The organism is Chryseolinea serpens (assembly GCF_900129725.1).
Lineage (GTDB): Bacteria > Bacteroidota > Bacteroidia > Cytophagales > Cyclobacteriaceae > Chryseolinea > Chryseolinea serpens.
On record NZ_FQWQ01000004.1, the window covers coordinates 97,447 to 112,159 of the forward strand.

The following is a 14,713-nucleotide window of genomic DNA, read 5'->3' on the forward strand; positions in this document are numbered from 1 at the left end:
CAAATCAGCCTTTCAATTTTTTTAGCTCAGCCTCATAGGCGGGAGCGTTTGCTTTCTGGTCTTCCGGAATGTTCTTGATGGCCAGCTCCCAGTTTTTGATCGCGCTCTTCTTATCGCCCATGGCCGTGAAGCCGCGTGCCAGTCCCACGTACGTGGTAAACATATCGTTGGGATGCAATTGGCGGTTGAGCTTGAACACGTCCATCGCTTTTTGATTTTTACCGGAAGCCAGTAAGGCCCGTCCATATTGATGCACGGCCATCACCGTGGCGCTGGGTAGTTTAATGGCTTTATCCATTACGGCGTCTGCTTCCGTATCCTTGCCCATGGCCTGCAAAACCTGCGCCTTGGTTTGGAGGGAATTAAAATCTTCAACGCCGATGAAGGTTCCGCTGATCGCATTGTCGGCCCAGTGCAAAGCTTCTTCGAGGTTCACCTTGTTCTGGGCGCAGAACTGTGCGGCAGTCATCCAGGGTTGGTTGGTGAAACCGACGGTGGTGCCTTCCAGTTGGCCGCGAAGTTTTGCCACATAGATGTCGTTGACATTGGGCACTTCGATCTTGAACGGGACCCGGCGGTTTTCCCATTGCAGATAGGCCGTGGCGGAGGTTTGCTGGCGGTCGTCAAAACCGTAGGTGAGCCATTCGGTATACGGAGCATCCACGGGAGTGGTCTTCACCCGCAGGGCATCTTCCTTGTCACTGTAGAAGTAGCTGCCCCAGCTGGTGGAGTTGTTGGAAAAGATCCAGGTCCAGGGGCCGTCTTTCTCGACGTCGAGAAAGACGCCATACGTGCCGGCCTTGAGGGCCTGGCCTTCGATCTTCACATCGTTCGAGAAGGTGATCGTGGTGTTTTCATTGGAACCTGCACGCCAGGGAGCGGCTTTGGAGGTGCCATAGCCCTGATCGATAAAACCATAGTGTACCAACTCCCCCCAGATGTGACCTTTGCGGTCTTCTCCGTTGGGGCCGTGAACATCGGGACTGTTGTAGGTGATGGAAACCGAGGCGGGGCCGATCCATTGCGTGACGGTACATTTCTGATTGCCGCCACTGGGCGGCAAGGCCATTTGGGCGAATAGCGGCAAGCTCAGGCACAAGCTGCACGCCAGGAATAGTAGTTTTCTCATAATGAGTTATTGGTTAGGGTTGAAGTAAAGATAAACGAATAGCCTTCACTTTGGGTGTCACCCGTGCCGAGGTATTTTGATCAAACCGTATGAAACGCGCGCTCCGGTACGAGTACCTGTAGCGCGCCGGGCATCACCCGGATGTCGAACCGGTCGTGCTCGCCACACGGTTCGCCGTCGACGTGATACGCCACGGGGTGTTTGGTTTTGAGGAGGATCGCCGGTGCTTCGAGGATCTGGCAAATGGCGGAGGTTTTCAGTTGGCCGGCAAACATGGCGTAGACAAAATCCATGCGGTAGGCCGGCACTTTTTTCATGATGTTGATGTGCAGCAGTCCGTCGCGCACGGAAGCCGCCGGAGCCACCCGGGCGTTGTTGCCATACTGCGACGAGTTGGCGAAGGCGATAATAAAGGCGCGCTCGTGGATCGTTTTGCCATTCAACTCCATCTCCACCTCGAAGGGTTTGAACTTCATGAATTCACGAATGGTAATGGAGGCATAACCCGCGAGACCACGCCGGGTGTGGTTTGCAAAAAGATTGGCGATGTGTCCATCAAAACCGATACCCGACACGTTGAGCGACAACTTGCCGTTCACCTGGAAGGTGTCCATGCCCAACACACGGCTGCTGAAGATCTGGTCGATGGCCGTGTGGGTCTTCACCGAGATGCCGAGGTGTCGGCCGAGACCGTTGCCCGAACCCCGGGGAATGATGCCCATGGGGAGGGGGGTGTTGATCAGGCCTTGCGCCACTTCGTTCAAGGTGCCATCGCCACCCACCGCCACAACAAATGCATAATCTTTCCCCACCGCGTCGCGCGCAAGTTCCGTGGCATGACCCCGGTCGCGGGTGAACTCGATGCTACACTCCACGTCGTTCTTGACACAGGTGTCGATGATGCGGCCTTCCAGTTTGGGTTGGTAGCCGGTGCCGGCATATTTGTTTACGATGAACAGGGCCTTTTTCATGCGGTGGATTTTCGCCTTCAACGTTACTCATTTTTTTGAAGTTCTCCACCGGTCGGTTGGGGACATATGCCTTGAAGATCAGGATCTTCCGCAAAATGCCCAGCATCTTCCACCGTTTGAAATGAAAAATGGCACCCGGTACCTGACCGCGTGCCATTATGGATGACGTATGGTGGAAGTCTACTTCTTGACCTTCTCCTGGATGTATTTCACAGCCTGGCCAAAGGTTTGCATCTTCTCAGCGTCATCGTCCGGGATCCGGATGTCGAACGTTTGCTCGAATTCCATGACGATCTCTGCATAATCCAGCGAATCGATGCCAAGGTCTTTTACGAAGTTGGCTTCGGGGGTGATTTCCGATTCTGCGATACCCAGCTTTTCCGTCAATATTTTTGTCACTTTCTGCGGGATGTCTTGCATAGCGATAAAACTGTTTCGGTAAATGTATTAAATCCGCTTTTGCCCTCCAAGTGGGTTTGGGATGGAACTTTCGGGGTGTTTGCTGTGGTGAAAAGAGCGGGTGGTGAGCGGTTTGGCGGTTGGCTCCCGATAACTTGTTGGTGGGGACACCAACAAGTGGGTGTGAGCTGTATCTCGAAGGCGAAGGGAATATTTAAGCCCGGGGGAAAAACCCTCTTGTTGGTGTCCCACCAACAAGAAGCGGCGGGCGAACACAATATAAAGTAGGGATCAAAACCGCATAAAAAACTCCGTGCCCTTCCCGACAGTAGATTTCACGGTCAGCGTGCCCTGGTGGACACGCATGATCTGCCGGGACAGACTGAGCCCGATGCCCGAGCCCGATTTCTTAGTGGTGAAAAAGGGAATAAAGATCTTTTCCATGGCCTCGGGATCAATGCCCGTTCCGTTGTCTTTTACCGAAATGACGGCGCGCGACTTCTCATTGACAAACACCTTGATCTCGATCTTTTTCTCTTCCTGGTCTTCGAACGCCTGGATGGCATTGCGGATCAGGTTGATCAACACTTGCTCGATCATGTTCTTGTCGGCCGAGAGGGTGAGGTCTTCGGGGTAGACCGAGATGGAGAGTTGGATGCCGCGATCGTTGAGGTCGCGGCGGTGCAGCATGGCCAGTTCCTCCAGCAACGTGCGGATGTCGATTTGCACGGGCCGGGGCTTTGGGATGCTGGTGAGGCTGCGGAATTCTTTTACAAAATGGATCAGTCCCTCGCTGCGCTTGCTGATGGTTTGCAGTGAAAGGTGGATGTCGCCGAGTTGTTCTTTGGTGAGGGGCTCGCTGTAGTCCTCCTTGACGTGAGGTTTTAATTCTTCTTCTACGATGCCCGCCAGCGAAGAGATGGGCGTCACCGAATTCATGATCTCGTGGGTGAGCACGCGCACCAGGTTTTGCCACGCTTCCATTTCCTTTTCTTCCAATTCACTCTGGATGTTCTGAATGGAAATGAGCTTCACGTTCTCGTTGCGCAGGGTGAGCTCGATGGCATAGATGGAAAGTTGTACCAGTTCTTCGCCGATCTTGAGGCGCACCAACTCACGGCCGCCCGTCTTCAGCTTCTCGAACACGTTCACCAGGGTGTCGCTCACTTCGGCCAGGTCGCGGATGTTGACGGCGCGGTTGATCTTGAGCAGCTTGCGCGCGGCGCTGTTGAAGATTTCGATGTTGCCGTCTTCCTTGAACACGATGAGGCCGATCCCCACGTGCATCACGATATTTTTGAAGAAAAGAAATTCCGAATCTTTTTCACGGCGCGAGCTGCGCAGCTTGAGCATCGCCTCATTCATTTCCTGGTGAAGCCGCTTCACGGCGGGGTCGTCGCTTTCGGTCTTGAAAGAATAGGAGAGGTCGTCGAATTGGATGGAGTCGAGGAACGAGGCCATGTTCTCGTTGGAACGGTCGAGGTATTCCACCAGCAGTTTGATTTGGTAGGCGCTCACCGCCAGGAAGATGAGGGCATACATCCAGTCGCCGCGGGAAAAGGCAAAAAATGCAAAAAGAAATATGGAGGCAGATAAGAACGCTACCCTTGGGAGTACAGGTGTTTTCCAGTTGAAATTAAAGTCCATACTTCTCCATTCGACGGTACAGCGAGGCACGCGTCAATCCCAGTTCGTCGGCGGCTTTCGAGATGTTGCCATTGTGCATTTGCAGCGCCTTGGCAATGGCCGTGCGTTCCACTTCATCCAGGTTCAGCGTGTTGTTCGCAGGGCCGGATGTCAGCGATCGGCTGAGGAGAAAATCGCTCTCCTGCAGCGTGGCCGAATCGGTCATGATCACCGCGCGTTCGATGGCATGTTGGAGCTCGCGGATATTGCCCGGCCACGCATAGCGTTTCAGACGGTCGAGGGCTTCGCTGGCAATCGTGTTCACGAGCTTGTGATATTTCTTGGCGTAATAAGCAAGATAGTGTTGCGCCAGCAGCGGAATGTCTTCCACGCGTTCGCCGAGCGGAGGCACGCGGATCTCTACCGTGTTGATGCGATACAAAAGATCCTGGCGGAAGGTGCCTTCCTGCACCATCTTATGGAGGGGCATGTTGGTGGCACAGATCAGCCGGATGTTCACGGGGATGGCTTGATTGGCCCCGACACGCGTCACCACGCGGGCTTGCAAGGCGCTCAATAATTTACTTTGCAGGCTCATGCTCAGGTTGCCGATCTCGTCCAAAAACAAGGTGCCGTCGTTGGCGAGTTCGAACCGTCCGGGCCGGTCTTCGCGGGCGTCGGTGAAGGCGCCCTTCTTGTGGCCAAACAATTCGCTTTCGAATAGGGTCTCCGTGATGGCACCCATGTCTACCGACACAAAGCTGTTGTCTTTGCGCAGGGAGCGTTGGTGGATGGCGCGGGCGATGAGTTCTTTGCCCGTGCCGTTCTCGCCCAGGATCAGCACGTTGGCATCGGTCTTGGCCACCTTGTCGATGAGCGCGAACACTTCCTTGATGGAGCCACTGTCGCCAATGATATCGGCGAAAGGCTTGCTGATCTGTTCTTCCAGCATCTCCTTTGCTTTCTTCAGCTTGTCTACCTGGTTATAGGATTGCTTCAACCGGATCGCCGTGGCGATGGTGGCAATAAGCTTTTCGTTTTGCCAGGGCTTGAGAATGAAATCGGTCGCACCTTGTTTGAGGGCGCGCACGGCCATCTCCACATCGCCAAAGGCGGTGATGAGGATCACCACGGCCGTGGGGTCGTGGGCCAGGATCTGCTCCAGCCAATAAAAACCTTCCTTGCCACTAGTGATGTCCTTGCTAAAGTTCATGTCTAGCAAGATCACATCGTAGCTATCGTTGTTGAGGAGGAAGGGAATTTTCTTTGGATTCTTTTCAATGATCACATGGTGGGCTTGCTTCTTGAGCAACATCTTGGCCGCCAGCAACACATCTTCATCATCGTCGATCATTAAAATTTTGCCGCCTTCAGGATTCACAGTGTATAGTAGATTTAGGGTGAATGATCATCTCCAGGGAATTTTGTGCCAACTTCGAAATCAAGCGAATTTCGCCCATAAAGCGGACACGACTGTCCCTGAGAGTACAAAGATGTTCAAAAATGAACAGTTTTATAGTACGGTATTAGGGTTTTGGCGTAAAAAAATCGATTGTCTTGTTCTTAACGCTATAGATCCGCTCATCCGTGACCAGTACGAAGTGGGCGGGCTGGAGAAGGGGTTGTTCACGGGTTTCGGCTGTGAATAAATTGAAGAATTTGAGCCGGTCCTTTTCGATATAATAGAGCTCTTCACCGATAAAGTTGAAGCTGTTCAGGGTGGGGCTTTCTATGGTCCTGAGCCATTTTCCCATCCTGCTAAAAACCTGAATGCCTTTGTGTGGCTGCAGCAGGAAAACGAATCCCTGGTACTCCCGGAGGGACGTAAATGCCTTGATATCCTTGTAAAGCCCGGCAGGGATCTTCACGTCTATATCGACGGTCTCGGTGGCCTGGGTGACCTTTTTCAAACTACCATCGGCGGCATCGACCACCCAGATGTCATGGTCGCCGGAGATGGTGACCAACCAGGGCTCAATCACGAATGACGAATCGAGATGATAGGAGGCGGTCATGTCGAACGATGGATTATAAAAAGCATAATGACGGTCGTTCCGGAAATAAGCAAACAGCCTCGAGCCATCACGGGGATCGAACTGGGTGGGCACGGGACCGTGTTTGTAAACCACACCTAATGTTGCATCCGGTGCGAAGCGTTGTATTTGTCCACCCTTTGTGATCACATACAGGTCGCCGGGCCTGTCTACGGTGGCGTAAATAATGGTATCGCTAAGGGAAATGGATTTGATCTTTACCTGGGCCGATGCTTCAGCGAGGCCGAGCACAGAGATCAAAAACAAAAACCGGAGAGGGTATTTCATGAAGGGGATTTGAAAGTTTTAAGTTCTACGCGCTGTCCATCGTATTCGGCGTAGGTGGTGAAATTCACCCACTCGCCCGTGTTGATGTAGCGGCTGTTGGGGCCGATCTGCAGGTCGAGCGGAAGGTGGCGATGGCCAAAAATGTAGTAGTCGAAATGCTCGCGGCTTTCCAGGTCTTTGCAATACGACCAGAGAAACTCGCCCTCTTCTCCTTCAAATTTTTCCTCGCGCTTCTGATTGCCCAGGCGGCTCTTGCGCGACCAATAGTTTGCAATGCCTATGCCAAAGTTGGGGTGGAGGCGCGCAAACAACCATTGGCACAACTTGCTGTTAAAAAACTTCTTGATGAACTTATAGGTGTGGTCGCCGGGACCCAATCCATCGCCGTGACCGATCAGTAATTTTTGTGCGCCCACTTGCAGCACCTGTGGGTCGCGGAAGATGGGAATGCCCAGTTCCGTTGGAAAGTAGTCGAACATCCACATGTCGTGATTGCCGGTGAAGAACACGATCGGGATACCCGCATCGCGCAGCTCGGCCAGCTTGCCTTGCAGGCGGATGAACCCGCGGGGGATGGCGTGACGATATTCAAACCAAAAATCAAAGATGTCGCCCAGCAAGTAGATGCTGTGGGCTTCATGCCGCACTTCCTCCAGCCAGGCCACGATGCGTCTTTCGCGCTGCAGGCTGGTGGCGTGGTCGGGAACACCCAGGTGAAAGTCGGAAGCAAAGAATATTTTCTTTCCGTGAAGGCTGGCGACGGGTTCGATCATAAAAAAACTCAGGTGCTTCTTAGGACACCTGAGTTCAAAAGTAAGATTAAAATGTCTAAATCAAGCTAGTTCGCTTCCTCGGGCGCATCGCCTTCCAGCGTCGGGGTGGGGTCAACACCCGGCTGCTCGTTCTCGAGTGCCTTCTTCTCATACTTACCCTGGCCGTTGGTGAACTGCTGGTAAGTGGTCAGCTTCTCGAAGGGGCGTTTGCCGATGAGTCTCTCCAGGTCGGCCTGGAACAGGATCTCTTTCTCCAGCAACTCCTTGGCGATGAGGTCAAGGTATTGACGGTGCTGGATCAGCAACTGCTTGGTGCGGGCATAGGCCGCATCGATTATTTTCTTCACCTCGTCGTCGATCTTCTCGGCCATGGCTTCGGAGTACGGTTTTTGGAACGCGTAGTCCGATTGTTTGGAGTCGTAGAACGACATGTTTCCGATGGCGGGGTTCATACCATAGATGGTCACAATGCTGTAGGCCATTTTGGTGATCCGTTCGAGGTCGCTGAGCGCGCCGGTCGAGATCTTGCCGAAGACAATTTCTTCTGCTGCGCGGCCACCGAAGGCCATACACATCTCGTCGGTCATTTGCTCAGTTTGATACAGGAACTGCTCGCGGGGGAGATACTGCGCATAGCCCAGTGCGGCTACACCGCGGGGTACGATGCTCACTTTCACCAGCGGGTCGGCATGCTCCAGGAACCAGCCTGCCACGGCGTGACCGGCTTCGTGGAAGGCCACGATCTTTTTCTCTTCGGGGAGAATGATCTTGTTCTTCTTTTCCAGACCACCGATCACACGGTCGATGGCATCCTGGAAGTCCTGCATGTCTACAGCTTTCTTATCTCTGCGGGCGGCAATGAGCGCCGCTTCGTTACATACGTTGGCAATTTCGGCGCCGGCAAAACCCGGGGTCTGTGCCGAAAGTTTTTTGGGATCCAAACTCGGATCAAGCTTGATGGGCTTCAAATGTACTTTGAAGATCGCCTCGCGTCCGACGATGTCCGGCTTGTCGATGCTGATCTGGCGGTCGAAACGTCCGGGGCGCAGCAAGGCCGAATCCAGTACGTCGGGACGGTTGGTGGCGGCCAGGATGATCACACCGCTGTCGGTGGCAAAGCCGTCCATTTCAACCAGCAAGGAGTTCAGTGTGTTTTCGCGTTCGTCGTTGGCACCGGGCAATTGACCGCGTCCGCGGGACCGTCCGATGGCATCAATTTCGTCGATGAACACGATACAAGGTGCTTTTTCCTTGGCTTGTTTGAAGAGGTCGCGCACGCGGGCCGCGCCCACGCCGACAAACATTTCAACGAAGTCGGAGCCGGAGAGCGAGAAGAAGGGAACGCCTGCTTCGCCTGCAACGGCTTTGGCCAATAAGGTCTTACCGGTACCGGGAGGGCCTACGAGGAGGGCGCCTTTGGGTATTTTACCACCCAGCTTGGTGAACTTGCCGGGGGTTTTCAAAAAGTCTACGATCTCTTTTACTTCTTCCTTAGCTTCGTCCAGGCCGGCTACGTCGGCGAAAGTGATTTTCACCTTGCTTTCGGCGTCGAAAAGGGCGGCTTTGGATTTGCCGATGTTAAAGATTTGTCCACCGGGGCCGGCGCCACCGGTCATGCGGCGCATCAGCATCCAGAAGCCAAACAGGAGCAGGAAGAGGAAGCCCCATTGCACGAAGAGCTGGAAGTAGTCTTCGCGGTCTTCGGGTTTGTATTCGGGCCTTTTTGCTTCTTGAAGCGTGCTGCGGTAGGTACGGAACTCCTGGTCGAAGTTGCCGGCATCTACCACGTGCATGATATAGTGCGGGCCGCTATTGTTCGGCGTACTAAGCATGCCTTTGTTGAGGTCTTCCTTATATTTGACGTTATTCAGCGCTTCGGGTTTCAGCGTTACTTCTACGAACTTCCGGTTTTGAACCAGCACCACCTTTTTAACGTCACCGTTGCTCACCATCGTCTTGAAATCGTCGTAGTTCAGGTCTTGCAGGTTGCTCGAATTGCTGAAATACATGACTCCAAAGATCACCGCCAGGGTGGCCAGAATGACCCAAACCTGGTAGTTGCCACGGGGTGGTTTATTGGGTAAAAGGGGCTTATTATTTTCTTTCTTGTCAGCCATTATCTATTTCCTCGTCAATTTTTAAAATATCAAATCAATAACGTGTTGTGAATGAATTGGTTTTTATTTACCGTCTTCAATTTCGGTAATGTCCGCGTCACCCCAAAGTCTTTCCAACGCATAAAATTCGCGCCGGTCTTTACGGAAGATGTGGACCACTACATCAATATAGTCGAGTAGCATCCACTCTTTATTGTTTTTTCCTTCGGTGTGCCAGGGATTTTCTTTCAGTGTCTTGAAAACTTCGGCGTCTACGGAGTCTGAAATAGCATCCAGTTGTTTGTCGGAGTTTCCGGAACAGATCACGAAGAAGTCAGCAACGGCATTTTTTATCTTGCGAAGGTCCATGATCACAATATCCGTGGCCTTTTTCTCCTGCATGCCCTTTACAATCACATCGCTAAGCTTTTCGGCGCTGGCTCCCTTCCTTTTTTTAGCCATTAATCTATCTTCGTTTTTTGTTTAACCCACAAAACTAATCAAAAATACCTTGTATAAAATTCCCGCCAGTACGCTTTTCCTTGGAAAAAACCTTGTTTTTGTGCCGGAATGTCATTCCACCAACACCCTGGCCCTGCAACTTTGCCAGAATTCCGGGCCGGCGGAAGGCACTTTGGTGATCACCCCGAATCAAACGGCCGGCCGAGGCCAGCGCGGAAACGGCTGGGAAGCCGAACCCGGCAAGAATTTTACGTTCTCCCTGATCCTGAAACCTGCCACGCTGGCCCTAAAGGACCAATTTTACCTGAATATTTTCACCTCGCTGGCGCTCCGCGATTACCTGGCGGCCAAAGGATGCACTGCCGTTCGTGTAAAATGGCCCAATGACATTTACGTCGGCTCCAAAAAAATATGTGGTATACTGGTGGAAAGCCAGATTTCGGGAAATAAGTTCTCGCACGTGGTGGTGGGCATCGGATTGAATGTGAATCAGCAGAAATTCGGCACCGAGACGGCGACGTCGTTAAGCATTTTGACCGGGATGCAATTTGATCTGCAGGCAGAGTTGGAGAGTTTACTGAAATTTCTGGAGGCGCGTTACTTGCAATTGCGCGAGGGGAAGATGGCTTTGTTGATGGAGGATTATTTGAAGGTGTTGTACGGATTGAACACGCCTTTGTCGTTTGAGGTGGAAGGTGTGCTCGCGGAAGGAATGATCGTAGGGGTGGATGAGTCGGGGAGGTTGAGGGTTTTGATGGAGGGGAGGGAGCGGGTGTTTGGTGTGAAGGAAGTGGGTTATGGGGTGGTGTGAAGGGGGTTCAGCGTCATGCCGCAGGCACGAGTTTTTTAAAGACCTACGTCCGCGGTTCAAGGCATCCCGAATTTCGAGAGCAGTGAACGTGGATAACCTGCGCACGAGCCGAAACGAAAACCAGCAAACACCGAGTGCGTTGCGCCCGCTTTGAAATGCTGCACAGATGCAGTGCGCTATCCGCGGGGTTCCTTGAACACGTGCGAAGCCAGAGCAAGGGCGTGCCTGCGGAACGACATGCTTTGTTGGAAGGCCGGCAGTGCTTCGTCATGTCGCAGGCACGAGTGTTATAAAAACCTGCGCCAGTAGTTCAAGACATCCCGAATTTCGAGAGCGCTGCGACTGGATAACTTGCACGTGGGCTGAAACGAAAACCGGCAAACACCGAGTGCGTTGCGCCCGCTTTGAAATGCTGCACAGATGCAGTGCGCTATCCACGGGGTTCCTTGAACGCGTGCGAAGCCAGAGAAAGGGCGTGCCTGCGGAACGACGTGCTTTGTAGGAAGGGGCGCGAGTACTTCCCTGTTGACTACCTTCGAGTACTTCCTGTTGACTATCTTTGGAAGCAAAAATACCCGCCTATGAGTCTAGACACCGTTGAGCTGATCATCAACATGGAGAAACATTTTAATATCGCTATCCCCGACCAGGAGGCTGGGCAAATCTATACCGTGCAGGATATTGTGAACTGTGTCTACTCCAAAATCTCAGCGCGCCCCGAAAAGGCTGTGCATATAAAGGAGATTGAAGAAACAGTCATCCGCATTTTAAGTGAATCCTCGGGCATACCCGCCAACGAAATTCAGTTGTCCCATAGCATCACCGGTGATCTCGGTTTGGATTAATCATGGCAAACGAAAACGAAGCCAGGGAAATAAACAAATCCAACTTGACAATGAAAAGAAGCACCATCCTGTTGATCGTATTTCTCTCGTGGATTTTGTTATTAATAATGACCAGCAAAAATAAAATGAGTTCTGACGGATTCCTTGAAGTCGGCTTCCCCTTCATTTTTTATAGAGGTTTTAGCGGCAAAGGAAATTATGCTGAATTGGATTTGGGATTGCGCTATGGGAAATTGATAATAGACGTATTGATTTTCTTTTCAATAGCAGTCGGAGTAAGTAAATTAGTGTCGTTGCGCAGAAGGTAATAATGGTCTGAGCTTACCTATTTTTTAGGTTTCTTCAATGAAGATTTCTTGTTCGGGGTCTTTTTAGACGCCTTCGCATCTTTGTTATGTGCCAGCGAAAGATCGATCCAATAATCGAAATCCTTTTTCGATTTCATCCCACTTTCATCAATCAAAACATACCCGATCATTGGCCGGTTTGTAAAATCCATGGTCCGGCAGCCTTTCTTTGCAATGGCCTGCGCATGAAAATTCTTGTCGATGCGGCACATCAACTCGTCCTTCATTACGCCGACACACATTTTCCCATTGTACATGAAGACGAGCCCGCCCATCATGGTTTTTTCTTCCACGGGATGGAGCTCGTTGAATCGTTCGCGAAGGCGGTCGGCCAATTTTTCGCTGTAGGCCATGGGGTTGGTGTTACGTGGTCACGAAGTCGACATACTTCTTCCAGAGGGTATGAACGACTTCCTTCGTAAGAGGTTTCGAAGCATAGTGGTCCACCATGTCCGATTGGGTTGCCTTCTGTTTGTCGCGCGGATCGAGCGAGCTGGAGAGCAGGCAGATGACACATTTCTGTTTATAGGGTGAGAAATTTTCTCTGAACTGGTCGATGAATTCCCAGCCATCCATGCCGGGCATGTTGATGTCGACAAAGATCAGCGCGGGCCATTTGTTTTCGCGCTGGAAAGTGGACAGCGTCTCCAATGCTTTTTCGGCCGACTGTATGGCGAGTATGGACTCCACCTGCCCCGTCTGACGCAACATGATGGTGTTGAGAATGTTGACCACATCGTCGTCGTCGATCAATAGGACGAGATCCAGTTTTTGTTCTTTGGTCATATCCCCTAAGGTATGGTAAAATTGAAGACGCTTCCCTGGGGTGTATTCGGCTCAACCCAGATCTGCCCGTTGTGAAGTTCGGTCACGATCTTGTGGCATTGGGCCAGCCCCAGGCCGTTGCCGTCGTACATACCCCGCGGGTGGAGCCGTTGATAGAGCCTGAATATTTTTTCGTGATGGGCGGGGTCTATGCCAATGCCGTTGTCGGCCACAGAAAAATTCCAATATTCCCCTTTCTTGGTGCATGAAATTTTCACCCGGGGTGGTTCATGGCTTCTGAATTTAAGGGCGTTGCTGATCAGGTTCTGAAACACGATCCGCAGTTCCATGCTGTAGCCCATCACTGCGGGCAATTCGTCCACTTCGATCGTGGCGTCGCAGTTTTTGATCAACTGGCTGAGATCGGCTTTCACCTCTTCCAAGACATCCTGGCAATTGACCTTCGACATCACGTTGTCTTTTCCAATCCTGGAATATTCCAGTAGTCCACGGATCAGGCCCGACATCCGGGTCGCGCCCTGCTGGATGTAGCCGATGTACGCCGAAACTTCTGGATCCGGATTTTGCGAGAGCTTGTTGGTCAGCAAGGCGATAAAGCCTTGTATGGTGTTCAGGGGTTCCTGCAGATCGTGTGACGCCACATAGGCGAACTGTTCCATTTCTGTATTTTTCCGCTCCAATTCGTTGGCGTACTTGGCAATGCCCTCGGCTTTTTTTAGTTCCGTGTTGTCGATGTGGCAACCGATCATGATGAGCGGCTTTCCTTGCTCGTCCCGTTCAACAATATTTCCCGAACAGATCACCCACACGATCGACCCGTCTTTGTGTTTATACCGGCATTCGATCTCAAAGGGGATCGCGCCATCGGACTCCAGGTGTTTTCCCAGCAGGGCATAGGTGTCGGGCAGATCGGAAGGATGCATGAGCCGGTTGATGGTCTCGGTCGAGTTCTCCAGTTCCGAGTCTTCATAACCCAACATCGCCTTCAGGTGAGGGCTGATGAACATGGTGTTCTCCGGGATGTTAAAGATCCAGTAGCCCGCCAGTGTGCTCTCGGTAATGCTGTTGAATAACGCCTCTTTCTCTTTCAGTTTCAGGCGCACCGCAGAAAGTTCTTTCTGAAGACTTTCCAGGGTAATGGACTCGTCCTTCATACTTTGCCAGTCCTCCACACTACGGGCATGGATTCAAAAATAGCATTCGGATGCTTAGACCTCGGATTTTCCTTCAGGATGAACATATGAACAAGGGCTGCCAAATAAATAGGGGGTGTGGCAGTTTGAGAATTCGCTAACCTCGTTTACTCCATCGTTTCGTATTCGACAAAACTGCCTCCGCAAATTAGCGAAATGCCTTCGAATTCCGTATGTCCTCATAAAAATCGGAGGAGAAAAGTGAAACATAATATGCGACGTGCTCCAATAGGAAACCAGGATCGAAACGGATTACCACATTGGGATGACTTTTCGACAGATCCAAGCGGAGACTGGGATATAAAGCAATGGCGTCCGGGTTAGGTCCTGCTGAATTTTGCCACCAGGTACCAGGAGATCAGGATTTGGAGCAAAATAAATGTGGGTAAAAGGGCAGGATGGACGATGAATATGTCCAGCGATTCTCCCGATGCCAGCATGACGGGCAAGTCCAATACGTTAAAGATCAAGATGGCCGCCAGGAGGCGAGTGTTGCCTTTGAAATACCACCAGCAAAATATTCCGTAGAGAAATTCAAGCACAAAATTCAGGAAGGGAAAGGAGATGATGCCCAACCCCCACACGGGCGTCTGGCTAAACGGCGAAAGCTGGATGTCCTTCTCATGAAAAAGAATATCCAGCGCCACGTGCGACAGCACACCCAGCGCGAAGGGCAAGGCCAACGGCTTGTTCCGGATGATCCAACGGATGATGCCATAGGAGATCAGCGACAACAGGACGCTGGAGAAGATGGAGTGTGAATAGGGAAGAAAGTCCAGGTGAAGCTTTCCGTTCGACACGGAAAAGTGTTCGATGCCCAGGTAGTTAAAAACGACCCAGAACAATTCAACGACCTGGGTGGAGATGAGCAAGGGCAGGATGGGAACGGCCTGCCGGTCTTTTTTGAGCAGCAAGCTGGTTGCCGCGTGGTTGATGGCATACATGGTGTTTCTG

The 14,713-nt window shown here is 51.9% G+C and carries 16 protein-coding genes; 3 read left to right on the forward strand and 13 right to left on the reverse strand.

What is annotated here, in order from left to right; genetic code table 11:
* Positions 1 to 4 precede the first annotated feature (4 nt).
* The 9 genes from BUB30_RS24965 to rsfS all read right to left on the reverse strand — a co-directional run bounded on the left by BUB30_RS24965 (position 5) and on the right by rsfS (position 9,777).
* On the reverse strand, positions 5 to 1,129 hold the full coding sequence (locus tag BUB30_RS24965) for a DUF2911 domain-containing protein (RefSeq protein WP_073139860.1): 1,125 nt from the start codon (positions 1,127 to 1,129) through the stop codon (positions 5 to 7).
* Positions 1,130 to 1,209: 80 nt separating this feature from the next.
* On the reverse strand, positions 1,210 to 2,100 hold the full coding sequence (locus tag BUB30_RS24970) for a diacylglycerol/lipid kinase family protein (protein WP_073139863.1): 891 nt from the start codon (positions 2,098 to 2,100) through the stop codon (positions 1,210 to 1,212).
* A 180-nt stretch (positions 2,101 to 2,280) separates the two neighbouring features.
* The gene (locus BUB30_RS24975) at positions 2,281 to 2,520 is read right to left on the reverse strand and encodes an acyl carrier protein (protein ID WP_073139866.1); all 240 of its coding nucleotides are present in this window, start codon (positions 2,518 to 2,520) and stop codon (positions 2,281 to 2,283) included.
* A gap of 270 nt (positions 2,521 to 2,790) precedes the next feature.
* Positions 2,791 to 4,146, reverse strand: coding sequence for a sensor histidine kinase (locus tag BUB30_RS24985; RefSeq protein WP_073139870.1), 1,356 nt, complete (start codon positions 4,144 to 4,146; stop codon positions 2,791 to 2,793).
* The gene (locus BUB30_RS24990) at positions 4,136 to 5,479 is read right to left on the reverse strand and encodes a sigma-54-dependent transcriptional regulator (RefSeq protein WP_073139872.1); all 1,344 of its coding nucleotides are present in this window, start codon (positions 5,477 to 5,479) and stop codon (positions 4,136 to 4,138) included. The genes BUB30_RS24985 and BUB30_RS24990 overlap by 11 nt, the downstream gene beginning before the upstream one ends.
* A 172-nt stretch (positions 5,480 to 5,651) precedes the next feature.
* Complete coding sequence (locus BUB30_RS24995; RefSeq protein ID WP_073139873.1) at positions 5,652 to 6,446, reverse strand: NHL repeat-containing protein; 795 nt, start codon at positions 6,444 to 6,446, stop codon at positions 5,652 to 5,654.
* Entirely contained in the window at positions 6,443 to 7,219 is a 777-nt protein-coding gene (locus BUB30_RS25000) for a UDP-2,3-diacylglucosamine diphosphatase (protein ID WP_073139875.1), read from the reverse strand. Before BUB30_RS25000 ends, BUB30_RS24995 begins: the two co-directional genes overlap by 4 nt.
* A gap of 65 nt (positions 7,220 to 7,284) precedes the next feature.
* Positions 7,285 to 9,336 (reverse strand): ATP-dependent zinc metalloprotease FtsH, encoded by a 2,052-nt coding sequence (ftsH, locus tag BUB30_RS25005; protein ID WP_073139877.1) that lies wholly within the window; start codon positions 9,334 to 9,336, stop codon positions 7,285 to 7,287.
* 63 nt (positions 9,337 to 9,399) lie between these two features.
* Positions 9,400 to 9,777: a ribosome silencing factor gene (gene rsfS, locus BUB30_RS25010; protein WP_073139880.1), complete on the reverse strand. Its 378-nt coding sequence runs from the start codon at positions 9,775 to 9,777 to the stop codon at positions 9,400 to 9,402.
* Positions 9,778 to 9,826: 49 nt separating this feature from the next.
* Between rsfS and BUB30_RS25015 the strand changes: the two genes are divergently transcribed.
* From BUB30_RS25015 to BUB30_RS25025, 3 genes are all read left to right on the forward strand, one after another.
* The gene (locus tag BUB30_RS25015) at positions 9,827 to 10,588 is read left to right on the forward strand and encodes a biotin--[acetyl-CoA-carboxylase] ligase (protein WP_073139883.1); all 762 of its coding nucleotides are present in this window, start codon (positions 9,827 to 9,829) and stop codon (positions 10,586 to 10,588) included.
* Between the two features lie 581 nt (positions 10,589 to 11,169).
* Positions 11,170 to 11,433: an acyl carrier protein gene (locus BUB30_RS36000; protein ID WP_073139885.1), complete on the forward strand. Its 264-nt coding sequence runs from the start codon at positions 11,170 to 11,172 to the stop codon at positions 11,431 to 11,433.
* Between the two features lie 2 nt (positions 11,434 to 11,435).
* Positions 11,436 to 11,741 carry a hypothetical protein gene (locus tag BUB30_RS25025; protein WP_073139888.1) on the forward strand — a complete coding sequence of 102 codons (306 nt, stop codon included), beginning with the start codon at positions 11,436 to 11,438 and terminating at the stop codon, positions 11,739 to 11,741.
* Positions 11,742 to 11,758: 17 nt separating this feature from the next.
* On the opposite strand, the gene BUB30_RS25030 is transcribed toward BUB30_RS25025, so the two are convergent.
* From BUB30_RS25030 to BUB30_RS25045, 4 genes are all read right to left on the reverse strand, one after another.
* Positions 11,759 to 12,133 carry a TfoX/Sxy family protein gene (locus tag BUB30_RS25030; RefSeq protein ID WP_073139891.1) on the reverse strand — a complete coding sequence of 125 codons (375 nt, stop codon included), beginning with the start codon at positions 12,131 to 12,133 and terminating at the stop codon, positions 11,759 to 11,761.
* Positions 12,134 to 12,143: 10 nt separating this feature from the next.
* Positions 12,144 to 12,566: a response regulator gene (locus BUB30_RS25035; protein WP_073139894.1), complete on the reverse strand. Its 423-nt coding sequence runs from the start codon at positions 12,564 to 12,566 to the stop codon at positions 12,144 to 12,146.
* 5 nt (positions 12,567 to 12,571) lie between these two features.
* On the reverse strand, positions 12,572 to 13,720 hold the full coding sequence (locus tag BUB30_RS25040; RefSeq protein ID WP_143165079.1) for a sensor histidine kinase: 1,149 nt from the start codon (positions 13,718 to 13,720) through the stop codon (positions 12,572 to 12,574).
* A gap of 359 nt (positions 13,721 to 14,079) precedes the next feature.
* Entirely contained in the window at positions 14,080 to 14,703 is a 624-nt protein-coding gene (locus tag BUB30_RS25045; RefSeq protein ID WP_073139900.1) for a metal-dependent hydrolase, read from the reverse strand.
* Positions 14,704 to 14,713 lie beyond the last annotated feature (10 nt).

Excerpts from the sequence above, each read along its gene's own strand:
- BUB30_RS24965 (WP_073139860.1), bottom strand. The coding sequence starts at position 1,129 with ATGAGAAAACTACTATTCCTGGCGTGCAGCTTGTGCCTGAGCTTGCCG.
- BUB30_RS24970 (WP_073139863.1), bottom strand. The coding sequence starts at position 2,100 with ATGAAAAAGGCCCTGTTCATCGTAAACAAATATGCCGGCACCGGCTAC.
- BUB30_RS24975 (WP_073139866.1), bottom strand. The coding sequence starts at position 2,520 with ATGCAAGACATCCCGCAGAAAGTGACAAAAATATTGACGGAAAAGCTG.
- BUB30_RS24985 (WP_073139870.1), bottom strand. The coding sequence starts at position 4,146 with ATGGACTTTAATTTCAACTGGAAAACACCTGTACTCCCAAGGGTAGCG.
- BUB30_RS24990 (WP_073139872.1), bottom strand. The coding sequence starts at position 5,479 with ATGATCGACGATGATGAAGATGTGTTGCTGGCGGCCAAGATGTTGCTC.
- BUB30_RS24995 (WP_073139873.1), bottom strand. The coding sequence starts at position 6,446 with ATGAAATACCCTCTCCGGTTTTTGTTTTTGATCTCTGTGCTCGGCCTC.
- BUB30_RS25000 (WP_073139875.1), bottom strand. The coding sequence starts at position 7,219 with ATGATCGAACCCGTCGCCAGCCTTCACGGAAAGAAAATATTCTTTGCT.
- ftsH (WP_073139877.1), bottom strand. The coding sequence starts at position 9,336 with ATGGCTGACAAGAAAGAAAATAATAAGCCCCTTTTACCCAATAAACCA.
- rsfS (WP_073139880.1), bottom strand. The coding sequence starts at position 9,777 with ATGGCTAAAAAAAGGAAGGGAGCCAGCGCCGAAAAGCTTAGCGATGTG.
- BUB30_RS36000 (WP_073139885.1), top strand. The coding sequence starts at position 11,170 with ATGAGTCTAGACACCGTTGAGCTGATCATCAACATGGAGAAACATTTT.
- BUB30_RS25025 (WP_073139888.1), top strand. The coding sequence starts at position 11,436 with ATGGCAAACGAAAACGAAGCCAGGGAAATAAACAAATCCAACTTGACA.
- BUB30_RS25030 (WP_073139891.1), bottom strand. The coding sequence starts at position 12,133 with ATGGCCTACAGCGAAAAATTGGCCGACCGCCTTCGCGAACGATTCAAC.
- BUB30_RS25035 (WP_073139894.1), bottom strand. The coding sequence starts at position 12,566 with ATGACCAAAGAACAAAAACTGGATCTCGTCCTATTGATCGACGACGAC.
- BUB30_RS25040 (WP_143165079.1), bottom strand. The coding sequence starts at position 13,720 with ATGAAGGACGAGTCCATTACCCTGGAAAGTCTTCAGAAAGAACTTTCT.
- BUB30_RS25045 (WP_073139900.1), bottom strand. The coding sequence starts at position 14,703 with ATGTATGCCATCAACCACGCGGCAACCAGCTTGCTGCTCAAAAAAGAC.